Raw genomic sequence first — 23140 nt, 5'->3', positions numbered from 1 at the left:
CAAGTTCGTTGCCATATTTAATAGTTAATCTCATGCGAACAGGAGTGAAAGATGCAATGTCGAATGCAAGAATCGCAAGGCTAGGATTGATGATGGTCGTCTTTTGTCTACTTGGCTCGATAATGTTTATGAACTTCAAGCCCAACCATGCCTATGCGTCAGGGGAGTGGCAAGCCCAAACCTATGACCCGAACAAAGCAGGGCTGGAGCTAAACCCGCTGAAGGGCTTTTTACCCTTCTCCAAGCTTCCCTCGGAAAGTGTTGATCCGAACAACAGTTTTCCGCACAGCATGGAATGGTTCTACGTTTCGCTTCGTGATCTGATGACGGACTGGAACACGTACAACTGGGCACCGCTGGATGCCTATCTTAATGATATCGCTAGTCGGGGCAACCAGGCGGCTTTCCGCGTCTACGTTGACTACCCGGGGCGTACAAGCGGTATTCCGCAGTTTCTAATTAATGGCGGGCTTATGACCCGGGATTATGATCAGAACGGCAACCATGATACATCCACTCACAGTCTGGCCCCCGACTGGAACGACGCAAATCTGAATCAGGCTTTGCGACAGTTCGTCACCGCACTTGGGGCCCGCTATGATGGCGATCCTCGGATTGGCTTCCTGACAACAGGATTATACGGATTTTGGGGAGAGTGGCATACATGGCCCTACAATACAGACCCAACGAATTGGGAGATGAACCAGAGTAACCGTGACGGACTGCTTTCGGCATTCAAGAGCGCATTCCAGAAGACCCAGGTACTGGCCAGGTATCCTTATTCGGCGAGTACAGCAGATTTGAAAAACGCTTTCGGCTACCATGATGATTCTTTTTCGTACGAAACGTTGTTCGCAAATGACTGGGGATTCTGGAGTTTGATTACGCAGAACGGCCTGCAGAACATCTGGAAGACTCATCCGATTGGTGGCGAATTATACCCACCCCTCCAGCAGGATACGAGTTTTTGGCAGCACTGGCCTAACCAAAACGGTGAAGACTTCCAGACCTCAGTCGAAACGACACACGCCTCTTGGCTAATGTACGATCGTGTGTACAAAAATTCTTTGCCTGACGAGACGGCTAAGCTTAATGCGCTGCGAGCTCATAAAATGCTTGGTTATACGCTGTACAATTCATCGGTGCAGCTGAGTGATTCATCGGCGTCCTCACTGCAAGTCAACGTCAAACTCCAGAACAAGGGCGTTGCTCCGTTTTACTACAATTGGGAGGTCGAGTTCGGCGTACTGAATTCCTCCGACACATGGGTTAAGTCGCTTGGCACGAAATCATGGAATCTGAAAAGCATCTTGCCTGGAGACACGGACTATTCCTTCTCGTATAGTGCGAATCACAACCTTCCCGCAGGGGATTACAGGTTAGTCATGCGGATTGTCAATCCACTCACCGGCGGCAAGACCATTCGTTTTGCGAACACGCGTCAGGACGCGAACCTAAATGGCTGGCTAACACTGTCCGGTTTCCACGTTTCTGGTAGTGCTACGACTTCTACTTTACTGGCTGACCCGCCCGTGACGCCAGTCACACCTCCGAATTCAGGTGTTAGCGCCTATGAGGCAGAGGCAGCGGGAAACACGTTAGCAGGTTCAGCGGTCATTACGAACTGCACGACTTGCTCAGGTGGGGCAAAGGTGGGTTATTTAGGCAACGGTAGCGGCACGCTGAAGTTTAATAGTGTAACCGTGCCGTCAGCAGGCAACTACAAATTGACGATCCAGTACTTGAATGGTGAAGCGAGCCGCTCCGCCATATTAAGTGTAAATGGAGCGGCTGGTACATCGCTCAGCTTCCCAAGTTCCGGCGCTTGGACAACAGTGGCTTCACAGGAGACGACAGTACATCTGCAGGCGGGGTCCAATACGTTGCTGTTCTCACAGCCGACGGGTTATGCCCCAGATATCGACCGTATCTTAGTGAGTGTGAACCCTACCGGTTCGGGAGGGTAAAGAAGGTCAGCCATCCCCTTCCAGTTAGACAGTTAAGAGAATGACTCTTACTGTTGAGTGAAGTGCACCCCTTAGAATAGACATTGGAAAAACCCCTGGGTTTGGCCGATGAAATTCTAGGGGGTGCATTTTTGTATGGCTAAAAAAGAGGCAATTCGTCTACATACTGTTGAGGGGTGGACATACCGTTTGTATGGACGTCTTCAGATGTAAGCGTGTACAATATGTAAATATATATCATTCCTTTTAAAAAATTGGGGGCTGGATATGAGGAAAACGTTATTTAATCGATTGCTGTTTTCTTATATGCCGATTTTTATTGTCGTGATCACGTTTACATTTTTTGTTTTTTTTCAGATATTAAGCGAACAAAGCCGTAAGGAGGCGCTTAACGCCAACAAAATGCTATCATTACAGGCGATGCGTCTGATCGATACTTCCCTGAAGGCGATAGACAATATGATAATGTCGGAAACCATAAATAATAAGCAGTTGATTGATTTCTTCAATAATGAAGAGAAGAATAACATTTTCATCAACATAAGCGCAGTTAAAAAAATGCAGGATATGATATCCTATTACCCCATGATTGATTCGATCTATTTTGTGCGTTATGAAGACAATTTCGTGCTCAGTAATGCGACAAGTGATCAACTTAGCAACTACAGAGACGAGCCATTTATTAAAAAGGCTATGGATCCGCTCGCACCCAAGCAATGGTCGGGCATAAGAACCTTCGAGCAGTTTTCTACAAAAGGGAGTAAGCCTGTCGTTAGTTTGGTACGGGGAGCGCCATTTATTACGGGCAAGAAAGGCATGATCGTCGTCAATGTGGCCACTGATTCGTTGCAGAACAGTATTGCTGACCTATACGATTCAAAAACAAGCTTTATCGGAATTCGGGACGCCGCGGGAAACGATTTGTTTAGTGACTTGCATTCTAAAGAGCAATCAAAGATTTTCTCCAATTATGTATCGAGCTATACCGGATGGTCCTACCAAAGTGGACTTATAAATGGCAAGTTGTTCCATGTAATCTCTTCATTATATAATGTCTGGTTTATCATCGGTATCGTGACGATCGGGGGTGGTTTTGTATGGCTGCTCTATGTTACCAGACGCAATTCAAGACCGCTGGAACAGATTGTGGCGCGTATCCGAGGTTACCGTCTCCCTTTGTCCAAGGAGTTGGGAGATGAATTTTCCTTCATCGAATCGGCCTTGTCCAATATTATTGAGCAATCGAATCAGTATCAGCAAAAGCACGATGAAGATCTGCATCTGCGAAAAAGGTACTTGTTCCACCAACTCATTGAAGGTGACATGGGTTTAACCCATGAGGAATGGATAGGAGAAACAAACAGTCTTCAGCTTCCATACTCGTTTAATAAACAAGTCGTACTTGTGATCGAAATGGATAAATACAGTGATTTTTGCTGCCAATACTCCCGCAGAGACCAAAACCTTCTCAAATTCGCGCTACGCAGTGTTATTCAGGAGCTTGCTCCAAAATATGGGCTCGCGCTTTGGTCAGAGTGGACTTCGGCATTTCAGCTAAGCGTCATGGTAATTATGGACAGCGAGGAGGAAGCAAGTACTTCCATAACACTCAAACTTTTCGAGAGCGTTCGTGTGTGGGTACAGGAAAATCTGAAGTTTACGGTAACGGTAGGTATCGGTGAGCAGGTTGAAGAGCTTTCCAGCGTCGCAAATTCTTATAAAGAGGCGCTTAGGGCGCTTAAATATAAAATAGTGTTAGGAGAAAACAGGCTCATTACTAGCGAACACATCGCAAATCACGGTCAGGTTGAGGTGTTCTCACAATTAAACGTAATTCGATCCATCATCCAGTCGTTCAGACTTCTTGAGGACGAATGGAAGACGAAGTATGACAAGCTCATGAATGAAATGAAGCTAGGATTGTTAACGAAAGATGAAATTACAAATCTGATGAACTATTTTATTTACTATTTGGGATTGGAAATCTCCGGGATGACAAAAGAGGTCCAAGAAATATGGATGCGAGATGGGTTACCAAGGCTCAGTAAAATCATAGATGAGTGCCATTCACTCGAGCAAATGCGGGAAGAATCTTTGAGCGTGTTGAACAGCTTTTTCACAGATTTGAAGGAAGCGCAAAACAGGCGTCTGCATGCAGCTACCATTCGAAATATGCGGAAAATGATCGAAGAGGAGTATGCCAATCCGAACATGTCGCTTGAATATCTCAGTTCAATCTTTAACATTAATGGGAAATATGTAAGCAAGCTGTTCAGGGAAGAGACCGGACAGAAATTCGTCGACTTCTTGATTGACATCCGCCTGCAGGCCGCAAAGCGCTTGCTCACGGAAACACAAGGTTCCATGCAGGAGGTAGCTGAGAAGGTAGGTTATACAAGCGCGATCTCATTCAGCCGTGTGTTTAAGAAAGTGGTAGGCTACTCCCCAAGCGAATTCCGCGAAGAAGCAGCACGCAGACAGATCGGTTGAATTTGGTTAACTGGTTGAAAATGGTTTGCTACGCCTGCTTACCCAGCAGTTTCATAATGTATTTCATGCAGCAGCTCCGGCTAAACACCGGAGCTGCTGCGCATTTTCAGGCCATGCGAAGACGGTTAAGTTAACGATTATTGTTTCTTGCTGCACCTCGTTATCCTACTTTACTATGTAGAATGTAAGCGCAAACAATCAGATCGAACGAAAGGAGAAGGAGCATATGTCAAGCATGCAAAAGAGAATCAGGAAACCCGAAACTTCAATGCAAGGCCAGCCACATGAACCGGCATTGCCTGACAGCAAATCATCATTACGCTTCATTGGGAAAAAAATGAAGCGTCACTGGCAGTTATACTTGGTCGTATTTCTGCCGTTGCTGTATTTGGTCATTTTCAAGTATATACCTATGTCTGGCGTTGTCATTGCTTTCAAAGAGTACAACGTCATCCAAGGTATTTGGGGTAGCCCATGGGTCGGACTGAAATATTTCGAACAATTTTTTGAATCACCAAACTTTTGGCTGTATTTGAAGAACACGCTTGGCATTAATATGTACGGTTTGCTTGTTGGTTTTCCTGCTCCGATTCTATTGGCACTTGCATTAAATGAAATTCGTAACGGTTTTTTCAAAAGCAGTGTACAAATGATCACCTACGCGCCTTACTTTATTTCAACCGTTATCATGGTTTCTATTCTCATCGTAACTTTGTCGCCAAGTGTTGGGATTATTAGCAAGTTCACACAACTACTAGGCATTGAAAATACAAATTTCATGGGAATTCCGAGCTTGTTCAAATCGATTTATGTCTGGTCGGATGTATGGCAATTTTCAGGTTATGGTGCGATTATCTACATTGCAGCTTTGGCAGGAGTCAATCCTGAACTATATGAATCGGCAAAAGTGGATGGTGCGTCCCGGATGCAGAAAATTATTAATATTGACTTACCGAGCCTTATCCCTGTATCCGTCATTCTGCTCATATTGAATTTAGGGAATTTCATGAAAGTTGGCTTCGAAAAAGTATATTTGATGCAAAATCCCCTAAACATCAGCACTTCTGAAGTCATTTCTACCTATGTGTATAAGGTGGGACTGCTCAGCTCCAGCTTCAGCTTTTCGACTGCAATCGGTTTCTTCAACTCGATCATCAATCTGATTCTTCTTGTGAGCGTTAACTACATTGCCAAGAAATTATCCAATTCGAGTTTATGGTAGCAGCAAATCAGCAGAAAGGAGGAACAAATATGTTCAAAGCGTCAAGGATTCGGGAATCGTATGGTGATCGTTTGTTTCTACTCGGTGTCTATGCTTTTTTGAGCGTAGTGACGATTGTCGTCCTTTTTCCGCTCATCTTTATCATTTCATCATCGTTTAGCTCACCGCAAGCCGTCGTATCCGGCAAGGTGTGGCTGTTACCCGTCGACTTTACGCTGGAAGGCTATAAAGCGGTGTTTCGAAATCCACAAATCGTTTTCGGTTACTTGAACTCGCTCTATTATACAGTCATAGGTACAGCAGTCAACGTTGCTTTGACTGTTATGCTTGCTTATCCGCTCGCCAGAAAAACGTTCTACGGCCGTAATTTCATCATGGTCCTTCTAGTCATCACGATGATGTTCGAAGGAGGGCTTATCCCCTTATATCTCGTAGTAAAAAACCTTCATATCCTCGATACACGTTGGGCGATGATTTTGCCAGGAGCCATGGCGGTGTTTCAAGTGATTGTCGCTCGGACCTTTTTTCAGACCACGATTCCCGAGGAAATTGCGGAAGCTGCCGAACTCGATGGCTGTAGTGACATCCGGTTCATTACCAGTATGGTAATTCCGCTCTCCAAACCCATTTTGGCTGTGCTGACGTTGATGTATGCTGTGGGCCACTGGAATGCTTACTTCGATGCATTGATTTTCCTGAAATCTCCAGATTTGTTCCCGTTACAGATCGTGTTGCGTAACATTCTTATTCTAAACTCGATCGATCCGACTATGGTGACCAATGTTGATCAGATGTTGGCGCAGCAAGGATTGAAGGACTTGCTTAAATATTCACTTATCGTTGTCGCAAGTGCACCTGTCCTGATCATTTATCCGTTCGTGCAGAAGCACTTTGTTAAAGGTGTCATGATCGGTTCATTAAAAGGATAGTGACGGGGAGGTAGCTCAACCAGCATTTAAAGGAGGTGAGGGGTTGAAGACCAGATAGAATGCTTCCGTAATTGAAATTAATGTTCGATAAATGGGAGGGGTCATAACTATGAAAACATGGAAAAAGTCATTCTCTTGCGTCCTCGGAGCTGCACTCTGTTTATCACTCGTCTTGAGCGCCTGTAGCGGGGATTCGAGCACAACTACGAATACACCTTCTGCTAGTGCACCAGAAGCAAGCGACGTGTTTACGCCCGTTGGAGAATATCCGATTGTCAATACGCCCATGACGATCAAAATGTTTGCTCCGCAGTACGCCGTCATAGAGAATATGGAAACCAATACATTCACGAAATACCTCCAGGACAAGACGAATATTCAAATAAAATGGGATCTCGTACCCGAAAAAGCGCTAAACGACCGCAAACAATTGATGCTGGCAAGCGGTGATTATCCTGAAGTAATTTTGCATGGGAGCTTAACCAAAGAAGAGCAGATGAAGTACGGCAAAGAGGGTGTGTTTATTCCACTGAACGACTTGATTGATAAATATGCGCCTAACTTCAAAAAAGCAATGGCTGAACTGCCGTACCTGGAAAGCTCTATCACTTCACCGGACGGCAACATTTATGCTCTTCCGCAAGTGAACGAGTGTTATCACTGCAACTATGCACAGAAGCTATGGATCAATCAGTCTTGGCTGGAAAAGCTTGGGTTAAAAATGCCGTCAACAACGGACGAGTTTTATGAAGTACTAAAAGCTTTTAAAGAAAATGATCCGAACGGTAATGGTATAAAAGACGAAATTCCGCTTACCGGCGCTGACGACATGTGGGCAGGGAACGTCGCTTCCTTCTTGATGAATTCGTTTATCATCGACGATCAGGTGGACAAAGACAACGGGACTTTTCTCCAGGTAAAGGACGGCAAAGTGGATTTCGTCGCCAATAAGGAAGAATGGAAGCAGGGATTATTGTACCTGAACAAGCTCTATACGGAAGGCCTGATCGATCCAGCATCATTCACACAGAACTCCGATGCCATCCAGCAGTTGGGCAACCGTCAAGACGCGAATGTGATTGGCAGCATTACAACCGCTCTAATCAGTTACGCCCACAGCCCAGATGACAAACACCCGCGTCATAAAGAGTATGTCACCGTGCCTCCCCTTAAAGGACCGAACGGTGTGCAGCAAGCAGGATACTTTGCGGGAGTAAGTGTGTCGCAAATGGCCATTACGAACAAAGCGACTGATGAACAGAAAATTGCCGCAATCCGTTTGGCCGACTATTTATATACAGAAGAAGCCATTGTGAATCAAGAGCATGGTCCAGAAGGTGAAGGATGGCGCAAAGCGGAGGATGGCGAGCTGGGTATGGACGGCAAACCGGCAACTTATGCAATTATTTCTGATGGTGAAACCAAAATTACGTATAATGATCGCTGGGATCAGCTTGGACCGTCCCTCCGCACATACCAGTATCGTGACTCATGGGCAGCTCTGCAGGATCCGCTTGCTGAAGGCGCTTACGAGGTTCGTCTGAAGCGTGAATCAGCCAAATATGAGCCGTTCCAATCGAAGGAGAATTATCCATCCAGCGTATTCATAGCATTGGAAGACACTCAGGTTGCGGCTCAACTAAAAACATCAATCCGAGATTACGTCAAGTCAAACATGGCTCAGTTCATTACGGGCAGCAAGGACATCGAGAAAGAATGGGATTCTTATGTAAAAGGTCTGGATGGTCTGCAGCTTGGTCAGTATATAGAAATTTACCAGAAGGCAATTGATACGAAATAATTCGAAATTTCCCCTAAATAATTCTACCTTCAAGTCTGACCTGGAGGAGGACCTGGAGGATTTCAGATTAGACTCGGAGGTGCAGTTTAAAGTGAACTGTGGTTTGCAAAACATGTTCTATAAGTATATGTGGTCGTCCAATTGGTGGAATCAGGGACGTGAAGACACGCAGGTGAAACACTTGGAACTTCGCTGCTGTAAAAATGACAGCGCCGCCTTCCAGGCATTGGTCAGCTCAGATCAAGAGGATATGCTCGTTACGATTAACCGGGATGCATTGTTATGGAAGGGCGGGCCGATCAAAATCGTGCGCTGTGAGGTGGAAACGGATGCTCCCTGCAAGATCGATCTTCAGCTAATCGGGTTAATTGAGGACGATAATCGCGTTATGACTTCAGATGTTCTGCTGGATGAACCCTATCAATGGCTTAGGAAGCGTCAGATCCAACCTTTGTGGGTGGAGCTTCATGCCGATGATTCCGTTGTAAGCGGTCAATATGAAGGCAAGCTGAAATTCTACACGCATACGATGTTCGAGGATGAGGTTTTGGAAAAAGAACTGACGTTTCGTTTAACGATCAGTGAACAAGTGCTGCCAGAGCCTCAAAATTATACTTTCGTTTTGGACTTGTGGCAGCATAACTGTAATATTGCAAGAAAATATGATGTTTCCTATTGGACCGATGAACATTTTACGCTTCTTGATTCGTATCTTCACAGCTTATCTCAGCTCGGACAAAAGGCGTTGACGCTTGTTGTTTCAGAGGAGCCATGGAGCGGACAACGATCATTTATCGATGCTGAGCCATCCGACTTGAATGAATACAGTATCGTTCAAATCGTGAGACGGAGCGACGGTCGATTTGACTATGATTTTACGCACTTGGATCGGTATGTTGAGATAGGAGAGAAGCACGGAATATGCAAAGAAATAGAAGTATTCGGCTTGATCAATATTTGGAAGCATGAGGATGAAGGGTTTGGGGGAGTTGTGGATGATTACCCCGATGCCATTCGCGTCCGCTATTATGATGAAGAAACCGGGAGCTATAAGTTTATCCGAAATAAATCAGATCTTAGCGCTTATGTAGTGGCATTAGAGCAGCATTTTATCTCGAAAAAGTGGATTGACCGCGTTCGTGTTGTTGCGGATGAACCGGCTGATATCTGCTTATTTGAGGAAAGTTTAGCATGCTTACGCGAGATGGCGCCATCATTCCTCTATAAAGCAGCAATCAATCATACCGAATTTATTCGTAAACATATTAAAGGAATCGTTGATTATGTGCCTGTGCTTGACTGTGCTGCAGAAGAGTATGAACAGCTAGAGCAGCTAAGAAAAGAAGTGAAGGGGACATTTACGTTTTACGTTTGCTGCTCGCCAGAGAAACCCAACACGTTCCTCAGTTCGCCGTCAATTGAGTCTCGGGTGATCCCTTGGCTCGCAGAAAAGCTGAAATTGGATGGCTTTCTACGGTGGAATTATACCGTGTGGCCCGACAAACCTCTGGAGAGGCTTTCCTATCGTCCTATGATTTGGAAGGCCGGGGATACCAATTTCGTTTACCCGGGAAAAAGGGGCAAACCGCTGCTTTCACTACGTTATAAGTGGCTGCAGCGAGGCATCCGCGATTATGAATATATGCAGATAGCAAAGCAGAATGGACAGGAAGAGCAGGTTGAAAAGATTCTCCAGCGAGTATTTCGATTCGATCATCCGAGAGAGCTTGCACCCTCCTCTGGCAAAACGGCCATGCAATTATACAGTTTTAATATCGAGGACTACGATCGATTATATGAGATTGAGAACGGACAAACAGAATGAACAGCTGTATTAAACAATGGGATGAGAAAGGTGTGATCATATGAATCTTGTTCAAAAATTAACGCCATCAGCCAAACAACTTGCTTTTCAAAAATGGGAATTTGGATTGTTTCTTCATTTCGGACTTCGCACCTTTTATGAAGGATATGTCGATTTCGATGAAAGGCAGATGGATCCGGCTGCTTTCAATCCTGTTGACTTAGACTGTGAGCAGTGGATCCGGTCGGCCAAAGAAGCCGGAATGAACTATGCTGTGTTAACTGCGAAGCACCATGACGGCTTTTCCAATTGGCCTTCCGACTACAGTCGATTTAGTGTGGCGGCTTCTCAGTGGAAGGGTGGGCAAGGGGATGTCATACGCGAATTTGTTGATGCTTGCCGAAAATATGATATGAAACCAGGCTTGTACTATTCACCGTATGATGGTTCAGCTGACTTTTACACCCAAGATGCGAAGGCCTACGACGATTATTTCGTCAATCAAATCACAGAGTTGCTCACGCAATATGGCGACATCGATATTCTGTGGTTTGACGGTTGTGGCTCTGAGGCACATTCATATGATTGGAAACGTATTATTGATGAAATTCGCCGCTTGCAGCCTCATATTTTAATTTTTAATATGGGTGACCCCGACTTTCGGTGGGTTGGGAATGAGGATGGTATTGCACCTATTCCATGCTGGAATGAAGTTGACTCAACGGAGTTTTCAATTATGACGGAAAAGAAAGAGCAATTGCTTGAACACCTATGGCTGCCAGCGGAATGTGACGTCCAAATAAGGGGAGATTGGTTTTATAGCGATAGCAATGAACTTACCCTGAAAAGTACGGAAGAACTTATGGGCATTTATTATCATTCCGTTGGCCGTGGTGCAAACCTGCTCCTGAATATTGGACCGGATCGCAACGGTCTGCTTCCGGAGAAAGATGTAGAGAGACTGTTGGAATTCGGTTCGGAAATTCGCCGTTTCGAACGTCCATTTGCAACACTTGAGCAATGCAGAAGATTTGAAAAATCGTGGGTTTACGAGACAGAGGTGCCCCAGTTACTCGACCACGTTATCATCCAAGAGGATCTTACATCTGGTGAAAATATACGAAGCTTCAAGATTGACATCATTACTCAAAAGTCAAGACGACCTGTGACCATTTATGAAGGGCAGCATATAGGTCATAAGGCAATTATTCGTATCCCTGCGATCAAAATTCGGGGTGTTATTGTTGAAATCATCGAAAGTGACCAAGAGGCAGTACTTCAGGAACTAAGCTTCCATCATGTTGGTGGCGGAACTCCAGATCCATTAAGCTAAATTAATATGAAAAAAAATAAGAAACAGTAACCAGAACGTGGTCGCTGTTTCTTATTTTTCATCCAAAGGAATTCAAATCTAAATAATTTGCCGCATCAAGACTTGTGATGTTCGTTATCTTTAGCATTGAGTGAAGCAATCAGTTTCTCGCCTTCGACATCAAGGTTCGGCAGAATGCGGTCCAGCCATTTCGGAAGCGCCCACGCTTTATTCCCGAAAATAGCCATGATGGCCGGGACCAATCCCATTCGAATAATGAAGGCATCGATCAAGATTCCTACAGCTAACGTAAATCCAATTTGTTTGATCATGACATCATCCGTGAAAATAAACCCTGCAAAAACAGAAACCATAATTACAGCGGCTCCAACTACGACACGACTCACTTGTTTGTACCCGTGAACGACGGATTCAGTCCCCCGATGACCATGAACATACGATTCCCGCATGGAGCTAACAAGGAAAACCTGATAATCCATTGCGAGTCCATAAAGGATACCCGTAACAATGATCGGCATAAAGCTTAGCAGCGGACCACCTGTATCAAAGCCGAAGAGAGAGTGGAGCCAGCCCCACTGAAACACAGCTGTCGTGATTCCGAACGTAGCAAGAATACTAAGAAGAAAGCCGATGGTTGCTTTGATTGGCACGATGATTGAACGAAATACCAAGAGTAGAATGATAAGGGACAACAGAATAATAATTCCTACATATATAGGGAATACCTCTGCCAGCTTGGTCGACATATCGATATTTACGGCAGTGAATCCGGTAACTCCAAGCTTAACGTCATACGTCTGTGCAATACTCGACTCAGAAGAACGTAAATCATTTACCAGGTTTTTGGTGGTTTTATCATTAGGGCCAGTTTCAGGAATCAGACTAAAAATAGCCATATCCTCAGTCATGCCTAAAGGTGAAACCTGCGCAACATTCTTTTGACTTTGAAGCTCTTTCACAAGATTACCTACGAGTTCGGGAGAGACCTGCGTTGAAGAATCCTTGGGCTCGGCGACCAGAATAAGTGGTCCGTTAAAGCCTTCTCCAAAGCCTTCGGAAATTGCTTCATAGCTTTGTCTTGCAGTCGTGTCCAGATTCGCTGAAGCAGCTCCAGGAATGCCCATCTCCATTTTTGTAATCGGAATTGCTGCGACACCAAGAAGTACGATGATGGCGACAATTGTGGCCCAACGATACTTGATAACGAATTTAACCCATCTGTCAGCTGCGCCTCGACCAGCCGCTTTGTTAGACTTGGCGCTTTTCTCACGAGCTTTAGGCGAACAGATACGCTCACCCACCAACCCGAGCAGCGCCGGTAAAAGGGTTAAGGCAACGAATACGTTGATGAGCACGGTTGCAGCAGCTACCAACGCCATTGTCGATAAGAACGTAAGACCGATTACTAGCATACCGCATAGAGCTACGATAACCGTCAAACCTGCAAAAAATACAGCACTGCCCGATGTACCAATAGCTCTGGCAGCAGCTTCTTGTGCACTCAGACGTTGATCAATAATCATCCGGCGTTGACGATTTACAATGAATAGAGCGTAATCGATTCCAACTGCTAGTCCAACCATAAGAGCCAAAACCGAAGTGACACTAGGCATTTCAATGAATTTGGAAATGGAGAATGCTCCGCCCACTCCGATGCCGACACCTAGAAGTGCAGTTACAAGAGGCAGTCCTGCCGCTACAACGGACCCAAGTGTGGCCAGCAAAACAACCGCGGCAATAACAAGTCCAACGATTTCGGCGGATCCTACACCGATGGATACGGTTTTTAGTGTTTCGCCTGGTAGGACCGTAATATTGGTTCCTTTCTCAACAGTCATGACGGAATCTATTACGGAGTCAAAAACATCCTGCGTGATAGCAGACTGCTCAATGGTAAACTGAAATTGGAACAAAGCAATTCTGCCGTCGGGAGAGAGAAGAACACCCGGCACAGGAACACCATCCACCATCAGAGGACCATAGGAGGGAGCAGCCACTGTTGCAGACTGCTCTGTATTGGAAGCCTGAGCCATCTCAGCAGTTGATCCGCTGGCTTCAGCAGCATAATCTGCAGGGTTAATCACATCTTTTATCCCGTAAACATCATTAACACCCTTTGTGATTGCTGCCAATCGTTCTGGCGTATCTAGACGCTCGTTTGGAGGTGCTTCAAACACAACACTCCCTTGACCGCCTGAGGCCGCAGGTAATTCTTTGGCTAACTGGTCCAGAACTTTTTGAGATTCTGTGCCTTCAATCTTCATTTCGGAACTGATATGCACACCATTCACACTGATCATCGAGACGACAATTCCTAAAATTAAAATCCATCCGAGTATAAAGTACCCCGGTTTGCGAAAAGCGGTTTTCCCCACTCTATATAATAATGTAGACATATCTTTGTTTTACACTCCCTCTATGGTGAATATGGATTGCTGCTGTATTAGAATCCTTTGCGCAAGTGACCAAACATGTTTTCTAAAAACTCATCGAACGATACAGCCCCAGTTCTTTGGTGGTCACTTATGTTTTGTCCTGGTAACAGCACATTAAGTCTTCCGTCAATTAATGGAAGAATGGTTCCGTAGGCCGCGTTAATAAGTAGATAAGTATATACCTCGTCATCATTCCCGTTTGATAAGTCTAATAATGTCTCTTGAGCAGTCGTCTGCATTTGGTGTACTACTCCAAGGAAATGCGGTTCGAGAACAGGATATTTTTGGGAAAGTAACAGAAGTTCACGCAATCTTCCTATAAGGTCTGCTGTAAGCTGCATCTGGATTAGTTGATACAAAATGTCAAGCAAAGAGGCATTTGGTGGAATTTTGGTGATCAAATTCTCAAACTCAGTTGTGTTATTAACTGAAGTAGCTCCAATGGCTACTGCTTCTTCCTTGCATGTGAAATAGTTTGCGAAAGTTCTTCTGGAATAGCCGGCTTTTTGCACGATATCTTCGACAACAAAACCGTCCAACCCATGTTCAAGTGCTAGTTCAAATGCTGTAGTCGCTAGCGCTTTTTCAGTAGCTTCTTTTTTTAAATGTCGCAGGGTTTGCTTGGCCATCAGATGCGTACACCTCCACATGCATGCTTCTGGAGAAAATAACTCTCTCGATAGTAGATTGTTTTCATTTGGTATTCACTCAACTCCTTAGTATTTACTCGAAATTATCATAACTTTAATTTGCTCATTGTGCAAATTTACTCAAGAGGCAAATTTATAGATAAGCAGATTGAGAAATAATCATTCAATAAATTCCATAAGAAAAAGAGAGGGAAAGACAAAAAAAGACAAAGAGTGGAGGATACGATTCCTCTTCTTTGTCTCTAAATGAAATTTAACTAATTGTCCCCCACATAATGAAAAGAATGAATATGTGTTTTAGATAGTTCGATTACGTTCTTGATAAACATATCACGTGATTCACGAAAATCGCTTAATATCCAATTGTTCAATATTCCAAAAAAACCGTAAGCCGTATAGTACTTAAAATACTCCATGTTAACGGGGGAATCGTTGATCGTCTCGAAGATAAACTGCTCCTCATAGATTTTCAGGATTGTCTGAGGAAAACCTGTATGCAGACCAGGTAACGTATCATCATATCGAATCAGTTCGAAGAAGTCTCGGTTTTCATAGATATAATCGATGATTTGAAAGGATTCAAAATTAAGCTTGTTGGTGTAGACCTTTTGACCATGCGAATATGGCTTGCCTACGGCGAGTCTCAAACCTTCGAGCTTCGTATTCAACAATTCTTCGGCGAGCACGAATTTATCTTGGTAGTGTAAGTAAAAAGTACTGCGATTATAACCTGCCTGATCAACGATGTCTTTGACAGAGATGGCATGATAGCCTTTTTTCTTAATGAGTTGGATCAGAGCGCTTTTAAGATGCTCTTCTGTTCGATTGCGCTGTTGAGATTTCATAATTTGTTCATCATTCATACATAAAACTCCTATAAAAATAGACATTGTTTTACCAAGTGTCTATGTAGTAGACATATCATCGTATCTTAATGATTGGATTGTTACAATTTTAAGCATACAATTATGTTTGTAAACGTCATATAGCACATATGCAAATAGGTGCTATTCAAAATAGTATACTGGAGGATTTAATCATGGGCAAACTTCAAGACAAAGTGACAATTATTACGGGAGGGGCATCCGGAATCGGCGCAGCGACAGCACGCTTATTCGTTTCAGAAGGAGCCAAAGTGGTTTTGGTGGACCTGAATGAAGAAAAAGGTAAGGCGTTTGAGCAAGAACTGAAAGCGCTTAAAGCTGACGCTCTGTTTATTAAAGCGAACATCACGAGTGAACAAGAGGTTGCTGAGATTTTCAAAAAAACCGTAGAGGTTTTTGGTAAAGTGGATATCGTATTTAACAATGCAGGAATCGGGCGTGTTCATCCTTCGCATGAGCTTGAATATGCTGAATGGCGCAATACGGTGAATGTAGATCTGGACGGCGTATTCTTGGTCGCGCGTGAAGCGATCCGAGAAATGCTCAAAATTGGCGGAGGGACTATCGTCAACACGGCTTCCATGTACGGATGGGTTGGTTCACCTGGTTCTGCAGCCTACAATGCAGCAAAAGGTGGCGTTGTGAATTTGACTCGTTCACTTGCGCTTGAGTATGCTGAGAAAAATATTCGGGTGAACGCACTTTGCCCAGGCTTCATCGATACACCGATTATTCCAGAAGAGAGCAAACAGGCTCTTTCTTCGGCAACACCAATGAAGCGGCTTGGTCAAGCAGATGAAATGGCCAAAGCCGTACTGTTCCTAGCTAGCGACGATTCATCCTATATGACAGGAAATAGTCTAATCGTGGATGGTGGATACACCGCCCAATAAGAGGAGTAAATTTGCCGAAAATGAATGGATGAACATAGTGAAAGCCGCAAATTGCGGCTTTTTTTCGTCCATATATTTGCAAAAATTGATACATATGCTATGTTTACAATGAAAGCGCCATCATGAGTAAACAGAGGGATCATTCTTTATCATATTTTAAAATGGGAAGGAAGATGATGATGATGATTTTGCTCAAAAAGACAGGCGTATTAATGCTGGCATTGACTCTGCTTCTTGGATTGATGACAGTACCCGTTCATGCAGATTCCCCACTTTTTACGATCGAAAGCGAAAACGCTTTACTTTCCTCCGATCTTCAAGTGACGACAGAAATTTACGGACAACCCAAGCCCGGATTTTCTGGAAGTGGATTTGTCTGGATGCAGAATTCCGGCACGATAACCTTCACTGTGACTGTCCCCGAAACAGGCATGTATGCAATTTCTACCCGATACATGCAGGAGCTTAGTGCTGACGGCCGACTTCAATATTTATCCGTTAATGGCGTTACCAAGGGCTCGTATATGCTGCCATACACAACAACATGGTCTGATTTCAATTTTGGTTATCAGAAGCTGAATCAAGGAAGTAACACGATTCAATTGAAGGCTGGTTGGGGCTTCGCTTATTTTGACACCTTCACTGTGGACTATGCCAATCTTGATCCCCTGGATGTTCAGCCTGTCCTTACTGATTCCCAAGCCACACCGGAAACACAACTTCTGATGAATTATTTAACGGAGGTTTATGGCAATCATATTATCTCAGGTCAACAGGAGATATACGGTGGTGGAAACGATGGCAATACGGAGTTGGAGTTTGATTGGATTCATAATTTAACCGGAAAGTATCCGGCTATCCGTGGATTTGATTTTATGAACTATAATCCGCTCTACGGATGGGAAGACGGCACAACCGATCGAATGATCGATTGGGTGAATAATCGGGATGGAATTGCGACAGCTTCCTGGCATATTAATGTGCCCCGAAATTTCACGACCTACCAGCTTGGGGATCATGTGGATTGGAAAGAGGCTACTTACAAACCAACAGAAACCAATTTTAATACAGCCAACGCCGTAATTCCTGGTACGAAAGAATATCAATACGTAATGAGTACGATTGATGATCTGGCGGAACAACTGTTGATTCTGCAAGATAACAATGTGCCCGTTCTTTTCCGTCCTTATCATGAGGCGGAGGGCAACGGTGGGTTAAATGGAGAAGGCGCCTGGTTCTGGTGGGCTTCCGCAGGTGCAGATGTGTACAAACAACTGTGGGATATGCTCTACACTGAACTTACAGAGACCTACGGTTTGCACAACTTGATTTGGACTTACAACAGCTACGTATATAACACTTCTCCTGCATGGTACCCTGGTAACGATCGGGTAGATATTGTCGGCTATGATAAATACAATACGATCTACAACCGCACTGACGGGTTGTCCGGCGTACCGAATGAGGATGCCATTACCTCGATCTTCTATCAACTGGTTGATTTAACGGGCGGCAAGAAAATGGTGGCCATGACGGAGAATGATACCGTCCCAAGTGTACAGAATCTGACAGAGGAAAAATCAGGATGGCTCTACTTCTGCCCGTGGTACGGCGAGCATCTCATGAGTTCAGCCTTTAATTATCCGGCAACTCTGAAAACGCTTTATCAAAGCGATTATGTCATTACGCTGAATGAACTGCCTAATTTGAAGGTTAACAATCCAACATCAAACGCGTCCCTCACACCTACAACCGTTGAATTTGACAAACATACGCCCAATCCAAGCGACAAGGCCATAACCGTGAACTTTAACGGTAATACGTTAACCGGTCTACGGATAGGTACCTCTGCATTGACTGCAAATCAGGATTATACGTTAAGCGGAAGTACGTTACTGCTGAAAAAAGAATTCTTAGCCGGACTGCCGGTTGGCGAACATTCCATCGTTTTTGATTTTAATCAAGGGCAAGATCCTGTATTAAAAGTTAAAATTGTTGATTCAACACCAAGCACAAGCGCTGTAATTTCGCCCGTGAATGCAACATTTGATAAAGCAGCGAATCTAGCACAGGATGTTTCCTTGACTCTTACCTTAAACGGAAGACAGCTTACAAGCATAACGAATGGGAATTATACACTTGTATCAGGCCAGGATTATACGGCATCAAGCAATGCCATCGTTCTGCGCAAATCCTACCTTTCCACGCTGCCGCTAAGCCAAAATACGATAACGTTTCATTTTAATGGAGGAAATAACGCTGTTCTAACAGTAAACGTAGTGGACAGCAGTGTTTCTGTACCCTCTGGGAATTTGACGATCCAAGCCTTTAACGGCAATACAAGTGTGTCCACCAACGGAATCTCACCTAAATTCAAAGTGGTCAATACCGGTAATTCGGCGATTCAGTTAAGTGATGTAAAGCTCCGGTATTACTATACGATCGACGGGGAAGAAGCACAGAGTTTTTGGTCTGACTGGGCCAGTATCGGAAGTGCAAATGTAACCAGCAAATTCGTTAAATTGGCAACGCCAGTTGCCGGAGCGGATTATGTTTTGGAAGTTGGTTTTACGAGTTCTGCCGGAACGCTTAATGCCGGACAAAGCGCAGAAATTCAAGCACGTTTCTCCAAAAATAACTGGTCCAATTACAACCAGGCTAACGATTACTCGTTTAAGGCATCGAGTACTCAGTTCGCAAACCATGAACAGGTTACCGGCTATATCAACGGTCAACTGGTTTGGGGAATTGAGCCGTAAGCAGGCAAGCATAATAAAGGTTGGAGCGGGGATATCCCTACTCCAGCCTTTTTCTGTTGGGACGGCTGAAAGCCGCGAGAAACGAATATAAAGAGGAGTATACGAAAGGAACATGTTATGATAGGGAGGATGCTAATTTTTCAGAAGGAGATCAAAATCAATGGTTGTAAAAAAGTGGTTAGGTGCTTTACTTTTTATTCTGGCGACCATCCTGTTTACAGGCTGCTCACTCGAAACGGTTTCATTAAATGGCTCATCTCAAGAGAATGCAACTCTAACGCAATTTGATGAAGTAGCCAAGTATATTTCGGAGCATAATGAACTCCCGGAAAATTATATAACCAAGAAAGAAGCTAGAGAATTAGGATGGGAGCCTAGTAAAGGTAATTTGGAAAAAGTGGCTCCAGGCAAAAGCATTGGCGGTGACGTATTTCAAAATCGAGAAGGGCTGTTGCCCAAGAAAAAAGGAAGGACTTGGTACGAAGCAGATATTAACTATTCGGGAGGAACGCGGGGCAGTGATCGGATTTTATACTCCAATGATGGATTAATCTATAAAACAACCGATCATTATCGTACGTTCGAGCAAATCGAATAGAGAAAGGGTGATCATATGAAGACAGTAGTCATCAATGGAAAGGACATTCATGGAAAAGAAGAGTTACATGATGTACTTCAGACCAGTCTTGAGTTAGGTCAAACGTATGGGCGGAATTTGGACGCATTATGGGATTGCCTAACTGGATTTCTTCCTATGCCACTTACCATTCAGTGGATTGATTTTGAGGCAAGTCGGAAGTCTCTTGGAGAGTACGCAGATCAGTTGTTGGATCTGATGCATGAAGCTGAAGAAGAGCTGGAAGGATTTACATTGGACTTAAAAAATTAATTACTACTTGGTACGAGGCAATAAGATGGATCCATTGAAAGTCGCTATTTTAGCGGCTTTTTTTTGTTTTGTTGGTACGAAATCTTGTCCCAAATGAGAAGATCAACACATGTCTGGATTTTTTATAAGCAGAAGACATAATGTGTTTTAAACGGATTGAGAATAGCATTTTTGTTAATGTAATTTAGTTAACTAGTTTACAATAAAATAGATTATAATATGAAATATTTTATGAGCACATGAGTAGCATTTAAATTGGATAAAGGAACCAAAGCGATAATTTATCAGCTTCAGGTCAAATGAATAGACAAAATGGTTCGTTTCGCTTAATTCTAGCATGATTTTTAAAACAAACGTTAGTATTCTAAGATATAGACATTATCACGTTAACATTTGACAATGATAATCTTTATCAATTATTATTGTTTACAGGTAAATAATAATAAGTTTGACGTCATTTTATTTATCTTAACTATTAATATGATTGAAGGGAGATTTTCGTATGTCAAATAAAAATGCCCGTATTGCTATCATTGGTGGAGGTCCTTCTGGATTAACGCTTGCTCGAATTCTGCAGCAAAATGGAATGAAAGCTACTGTATATGAGCGTGAACCATCCTCCAACTCTCGTCAACAAGGCGGCACACTTGATATGCATCCTGAGTCAGGTCAATATGCATTGGAGGTAGCTGGACTGATAAAAAAATTCGAAGTGAATGCTCGTTATGAAGGCCAGGACTTACGGCTTCTAGATAAAACCGGAAAAGTCTATTGGGACGAAATATCAGGTCCCGAAGATAACCATAGACCTGAGATAGATCGTGGCGTACTTCGCAAATTGTTATTGGATTCTATTGAACCAAACACAATAAAATGGGGCCATCACCTAAAAAGTATAAATTCACTAGACAACGGTCAGCTTGAGTTGCATTTTGAGAATGAGCATACAGAACTTGTAGATCTTGTTGTTGGTGCTGACGGTGCTTTTTCAAGAGTTCGCGAGTTTCTCTCGGATGTGCAGCCGATCTACACGGGAATAAGCGCGGTTGAGATGGGGATATCAAATGTTGATGAAATTCACCCGGATTTAGCTGAATTCAACGGGAAAGGGAGTATGTTTGCATTCCAAGATCAAAAAGCGATTATGGCTCAGCTTAATGGTGACGGCCGCATCCGAGTTTATTTGGCTTTCAGGATTGAAAAAGAATGGCTGGATAATTGCGGTATTAAATTTGAACAACCAACAATGGCAAAAGAATCTCTGCTCCAATTATTATCCGATTGGAGTGATGACTTGAAAAATTACATTCGTTATTCTGATGGCGAGATGTTGCCTCGTAGAATCTATATGTTGCCAATCGACCACAGCTGGACGCATAAGGACGGGGTCACTCTCATAGGAGATTCTGCGCATTTAATGTCTCCATTTGCAGGAAAAGGAGCGAATATTGCGATGCTTGATGCAGCTGAGTTAGGCTTATCTCTTGCTAATCACAGCGATCTAAAAACGGCTTTAGAGCACTACGAGAAAAAAATGTTTGCATATAGCTCTAAAGCAACACTGGAGTCAGATATGAATCTTAAGCTCAGCTTCTCACATAATGCAGCACATAAGTTTCTGGATATTATCCTTAGAGATTCGACAGGGAAACTTAGAGAGGTAAAAACAAGATCTTAATAATTATCTTGATCTAGATCAGAGCCAGCATTATTCTGCAGCAATTGGTAAATAATATAATTTAAAACCAAGGGAGAATAACTGGCATGCATCGTAAGCAAAATTTAAAAATGAAAAAAGTAGATTTAGCGCATTTAGAACAATATAGTCAACTGTTACGCTATGTATTTCAAGTTACTCATAATGATCTTCACAAACATGGCTGGAAAGAAAGCGAAATTCTCCATGAAAAATCACCTGTCTTACAACAAGCAGATGTACTTGGATGGTTTGATGGAGAAAAACTGATTTCTCAGGTATCCATATATCCATTTGAAGTTCGGATATTTAACGAAACATACGCTATGGGTGGCGTCACTGGTGTGGGGACTTTTCCGGAATATTCGGGTCAAGGCTTAATGAATAAACTGCTGCTGCAAGCTCTCACCAATATGCGTGGACAGAAACAATCCATTTCTTACTTGTATCCTTACTCCATACCGTATTATCGCCGTAAAGGGTGGGAGATCATTTCTGATAAAATCGTGTTTGAGGTTCAAGACTTCCAATTACCCAAAAACAAACCTGTTCCTGGTGATGTGGCACGTGTCGAACCCGACAGCGAAGATGTGAAGGTGGCTTATGAACGCTTTTCAATGCAAACCCATGGAGCCATGCTGCGGAAAGAACTTGCGTGGAGTGAGTATTGGCGATGGGATTCAGATGATTTAACTGCAGCTGTCTATTATGGAGAAGACGGTCAACCGGATGGCTACATTTTATATTGGATTGAAGAAGAAGTGTTCCACGTCAAAGATATGATCTTCATTCATGAAGAGGCACGCAGTGGACTGTGGAATTTCATTAGTGCACATTTTTCAATGATATCTAAAGTGGTAGGCAATATTCATACCGATGAACAGCTTGCCTTTTTGCTGGAAGATGCGGATATTAAGGAAACCATTTCACCTTACTTTATGGCACGGATCGTGGACATTGAGCAATTTATCTCAAAATATCCGTTCAAACCCGCAGCGATGGATAGAGAGTGGACGTTTACGTTGCAAGATCCGTTGCTGTCTTGGAATCAAGGCACATTTACTCTACAGATTGAACCGAATGGAAGCGGAAGAGTAATTCGGAGTCAAAGTCGACGTAGTGAAGATAGCATAAGTATCCAAACCATGACGACCATGTTGTTAGGTTATAAGCGTCCTGAGTATTTGCATAAGATTGGCCGTATTAAATGTGATCCAGAAACGCTTGATTTGTTAGAAGATGCTATTGAGCAGCAGGCGCCTTACTTTTCGGATTACTTTTAATATTCAAAGTAATGATCAGCATTCCCTGATGAATGATGAATTGGCAATATCTCGTTCTCCGTCTGGAGACCTCTGTTTAAAATTAAAACAACCAGTATAGATGTT

16 protein-coding genes are annotated in these 23140 nt (G+C 43.5%); 13 read left to right on the top strand and 3 right to left on the bottom strand.

The window, feature by feature from the left end:
• The first annotated feature begins 56 nt into the window (after positions 1 to 56).
• The 7 genes from AC4PM4_RS23775 to AC4PM4_RS23745 all read left to right on the top strand — a co-directional run bounded on the left by AC4PM4_RS23775 (position 57) and on the right by AC4PM4_RS23745 (position 11546).
• On the top strand, positions 57 to 1967 hold the full coding sequence (locus AC4PM4_RS23775; protein WP_274567367.1) for a DUF4832 domain-containing protein: 1911 nt from the start codon (positions 57 to 59) through the stop codon (positions 1965 to 1967).
• A 267-nt stretch (positions 1968 to 2234) separates the two neighbouring features.
• Complete coding sequence (locus tag AC4PM4_RS23770) at positions 2235 to 4457, top strand: helix-turn-helix domain-containing protein (protein ID WP_491614706.1); 2223 nt, start codon at positions 2235 to 2237, stop codon at positions 4455 to 4457.
• A 235-nt stretch (positions 4458 to 4692) separates the two neighbouring features.
• On the top strand, positions 4693 to 5679 hold the full coding sequence (locus tag AC4PM4_RS23765) for an ABC transporter permease (RefSeq protein WP_371129236.1): 987 nt from the start codon (positions 4693 to 4695) through the stop codon (positions 5677 to 5679).
• A 29-nt stretch (positions 5680 to 5708) separates the two neighbouring features.
• Entirely contained in the window at positions 5709 to 6608 is a 900-nt protein-coding gene (locus AC4PM4_RS23760; RefSeq protein WP_063562736.1) for a carbohydrate ABC transporter permease, read from the top strand.
• Positions 6609 to 6717: 109 nt separating this feature from the next.
• Positions 6718 to 8409 carry an ABC transporter substrate-binding protein gene (locus tag AC4PM4_RS23755; RefSeq protein ID WP_170867806.1) on the top strand — a complete coding sequence of 564 codons (1692 nt, stop codon included), beginning with the start codon at positions 6718 to 6720 and terminating at the stop codon, positions 8407 to 8409.
• A gap of 79 nt (positions 8410 to 8488) precedes the next feature.
• Complete coding sequence (locus AC4PM4_RS23750; protein ID WP_491614705.1) at positions 8489 to 10234, top strand: DUF4091 domain-containing protein; 1746 nt, start codon at positions 8489 to 8491, stop codon at positions 10232 to 10234.
• A 40-nt stretch (positions 10235 to 10274) separates the two neighbouring features.
• Positions 10275 to 11546, top strand: coding sequence for an alpha-L-fucosidase (locus tag AC4PM4_RS23745; RefSeq protein ID WP_491614704.1), 1272 nt, complete (start codon positions 10275 to 10277; stop codon positions 11544 to 11546).
• Positions 11547 to 11641: 95 nt separating this feature from the next.
• On the opposite strand, the gene AC4PM4_RS23740 is transcribed toward AC4PM4_RS23745, so the two are convergent.
• The 3 genes from AC4PM4_RS23740 to AC4PM4_RS23730 form a co-directional block, all read right to left on the bottom strand.
• Positions 11642 to 13942 carry an MMPL family transporter gene (locus AC4PM4_RS23740; protein WP_491614703.1) on the bottom strand — a complete coding sequence of 767 codons (2301 nt, stop codon included), beginning with the start codon at positions 13940 to 13942 and terminating at the stop codon, positions 11642 to 11644.
• Positions 13943 to 13989: 47 nt separating this feature from the next.
• Positions 13990 to 14610, bottom strand: coding sequence for a TetR/AcrR family transcriptional regulator (locus tag AC4PM4_RS23735; RefSeq protein ID WP_063562732.1), 621 nt, complete (start codon positions 14608 to 14610; stop codon positions 13990 to 13992).
• Positions 14611 to 14888: 278 nt separating this feature from the next.
• Entirely contained in the window at positions 14889 to 15494 is a 606-nt protein-coding gene (locus AC4PM4_RS23730; protein ID WP_063562731.1) for a TetR/AcrR family transcriptional regulator, read from the bottom strand.
• Between the two features lie 176 nt (positions 15495 to 15670).
• Between AC4PM4_RS23730 and AC4PM4_RS23725 the strand changes: the two genes are divergently transcribed.
• The 6 genes from AC4PM4_RS23725 to AC4PM4_RS23700 all read left to right on the top strand — a co-directional run bounded on the left by AC4PM4_RS23725 (position 15671) and on the right by AC4PM4_RS23700 (position 23035).
• Positions 15671 to 16408: an SDR family NAD(P)-dependent oxidoreductase gene (locus tag AC4PM4_RS23725; RefSeq protein ID WP_491614702.1), complete on the top strand. Its 738-nt coding sequence runs from the start codon at positions 15671 to 15673 to the stop codon at positions 16406 to 16408.
• 179 nt (positions 16409 to 16587) lie between these two features.
• A complete protein-coding gene (locus tag AC4PM4_RS23720) occupies positions 16588 to 19167 on the top strand; it encodes a glycosyl hydrolase (RefSeq protein ID WP_491614782.1) in 2580 nt (859 codons plus the stop codon).
• Between the two features lie 160 nt (positions 19168 to 19327).
• On the top strand, positions 19328 to 19765 hold the full coding sequence (locus tag AC4PM4_RS23715) for a ribonuclease (RefSeq protein WP_063562722.1): 438 nt from the start codon (positions 19328 to 19330) through the stop codon (positions 19763 to 19765).
• Positions 19766 to 19780: 15 nt separating this feature from the next.
• Positions 19781 to 20056, top strand: coding sequence for a barstar family protein (locus AC4PM4_RS23710; RefSeq protein WP_063562721.1), 276 nt, complete (start codon positions 19781 to 19783; stop codon positions 20054 to 20056).
• Positions 20057 to 20558: 502 nt separating this feature from the next.
• On the top strand, positions 20559 to 21734 hold the full coding sequence (locus AC4PM4_RS23705) for an FAD-dependent oxidoreductase (RefSeq protein ID WP_063562720.1): 1176 nt from the start codon (positions 20559 to 20561) through the stop codon (positions 21732 to 21734).
• A gap of 86 nt (positions 21735 to 21820) precedes the next feature.
• On the top strand, positions 21821 to 23035 hold the full coding sequence (locus AC4PM4_RS23700) for a GNAT family N-acetyltransferase (protein WP_063562719.1): 1215 nt from the start codon (positions 21821 to 21823) through the stop codon (positions 23033 to 23035).
• Positions 23036 to 23140: the final 105 nt, after the last annotated feature.

The organism is Paenibacillus sp. MDV22-iso6 (assembly GCF_058408365.1).
The sequence above is the reverse complement of the archived record's forward strand: the minus strand, read 5'-3'. Positions and strand labels throughout refer to the sequence as shown.

Bases quoted from the DNA above. Each gene is read 5' to 3' on its own strand.
- AC4PM4_RS23775 (WP_274567367.1), top strand. From the start codon at position 57: ATGTCGAATGCAAGAATCGCAAGGCTAGGATTGATGATGGTCGTCTTT.
- AC4PM4_RS23770 (WP_491614706.1), top strand. From the start codon at position 2,235: ATGAGGAAAACGTTATTTAATCGATTGCTGTTTTCTTATATGCCGATT.
- AC4PM4_RS23765 (WP_371129236.1), top strand. From the start codon at position 4,693: ATGCAAAAGAGAATCAGGAAACCCGAAACTTCAATGCAAGGCCAGCCA.
- AC4PM4_RS23760 (WP_063562736.1), top strand. From the start codon at position 5,709: ATGTTCAAAGCGTCAAGGATTCGGGAATCGTATGGTGATCGTTTGTTT.
- AC4PM4_RS23755 (WP_170867806.1), top strand. From the start codon at position 6,718: ATGAAAACATGGAAAAAGTCATTCTCTTGCGTCCTCGGAGCTGCACTC.
- AC4PM4_RS23745 (WP_491614704.1), top strand. From the start codon at position 10,275: ATGAATCTTGTTCAAAAATTAACGCCATCAGCCAAACAACTTGCTTTT.
- AC4PM4_RS23740 (WP_491614703.1), bottom strand. From the start codon at position 13,942: ATGTCTACATTATTATATAGAGTGGGGAAAACCGCTTTTCGCAAACCG.
- AC4PM4_RS23735 (WP_063562732.1), bottom strand. From the start codon at position 14,610: ATGGCCAAGCAAACCCTGCGACATTTAAAAAAAGAAGCTACTGAAAAA.
- AC4PM4_RS23730 (WP_063562731.1), bottom strand. From the start codon at position 15,494: ATGAATGATGAACAAATTATGAAATCTCAACAGCGCAATCGAACAGAA.
- AC4PM4_RS23725 (WP_491614702.1), top strand. From the start codon at position 15,671: ATGGGCAAACTTCAAGACAAAGTGACAATTATTACGGGAGGGGCATCC.
- AC4PM4_RS23720 (WP_491614782.1), top strand. From the start codon at position 16,588: ATGATGATTTTGCTCAAAAAGACAGGCGTATTAATGCTGGCATTGACT.
- AC4PM4_RS23715 (WP_063562722.1), top strand. From the start codon at position 19,328: ATGGTTGTAAAAAAGTGGTTAGGTGCTTTACTTTTTATTCTGGCGACC.
- AC4PM4_RS23710 (WP_063562721.1), top strand. From the start codon at position 19,781: ATGAAGACAGTAGTCATCAATGGAAAGGACATTCATGGAAAAGAAGAG.
- AC4PM4_RS23705 (WP_063562720.1), top strand. From the start codon at position 20,559: ATGTCAAATAAAAATGCCCGTATTGCTATCATTGGTGGAGGTCCTTCT.
- AC4PM4_RS23700 (WP_063562719.1), top strand. From the start codon at position 21,821: ATGCATCGTAAGCAAAATTTAAAAATGAAAAAAGTAGATTTAGCGCAT.